Below are 726 nucleotides of genomic sequence, written 5' to 3' on the forward strand. Positions count from 1 at the left end.
GTGGTAAGGCGGCTGTCGAGATCTGCACGGAGGGAGTTGTCGGAGGTGGTAGATGGGTGTAAGAGACAGTTGTTATATGGTTTGGACGATTTGAGTGTATTTTACCTTAGTTTTTATAAAATTGTAAGAAAAAAATTACTCAATCTAAGAAAAAGTATTGCATATTTTATTTTTTCTTAGTACTATTCGTTTTGTCTTAGATAAATCGATATTTCTAGTTTTATATTTGATTTTTCTTAGTTTGGTTTTATTTGGTTTAGTTTTTCTGACTTGAACCTGCTATATGATTATGATGAGAGGTGTGAAATGACTCGTTCGCGTAAAAATATTTTTTGGGTGCTGCTGGCGTTGGTGCTGGGTTTTTTTGCCCTGCCTTTCGGATCTTCGGAAGCGCATGAAGCGGACGGTAATTTGACGGCTTCGGAATGCGAACGCTTGGGCAGTTTGAGTCTGGATCAGATGGACGGCAGGCTGCTTGCCTTCGCCAAAGAATGCGATATGGTGGAGGCTACCCACGATTGGGAGCAACAGTACGGCAACTTGAATGAAGAAGAAATGCTTGCCGGCGTGGTGTATGAGTGATGTTTGTGAATAAATTGATAAAGGCCGTCTGAAAAACCATTGTTTCAGACGGCCTTGTGTTTTTAATAAGGATGATATTAAGGCATCAATGGTGCATTAGTCAGGCCGGTGGTTTCGGGCAGGCCGAACATAATGTTCATATTC

1 protein-coding gene is annotated in these 726 nt (G+C 41.2%); it reads left to right on the top strand.

The features are described 5' to 3' along the window. Positions 1–306: 306 nt before the first annotated feature. Entirely contained in the window at positions 307–582 is a 276-nt protein-coding gene (locus ACTHUR_RS13900) for a hypothetical protein (protein ID WP_003748371.1), read from the top strand. Positions 583–726 lie beyond the last annotated feature (144 nt).

It is taken from the genome of Neisseria sp. P0021.S007 (assembly GCF_051956855.1).

What these genes read in the sequence shown, in the direction of transcription:
- ACTHUR_RS13900 (WP_003748371.1), top strand. Translation starts at nt 307, where the DNA reads ATGACTCGTTCGCGTAAAAATATTTTTTGGGTGCTGCTGGCGTTGGTG.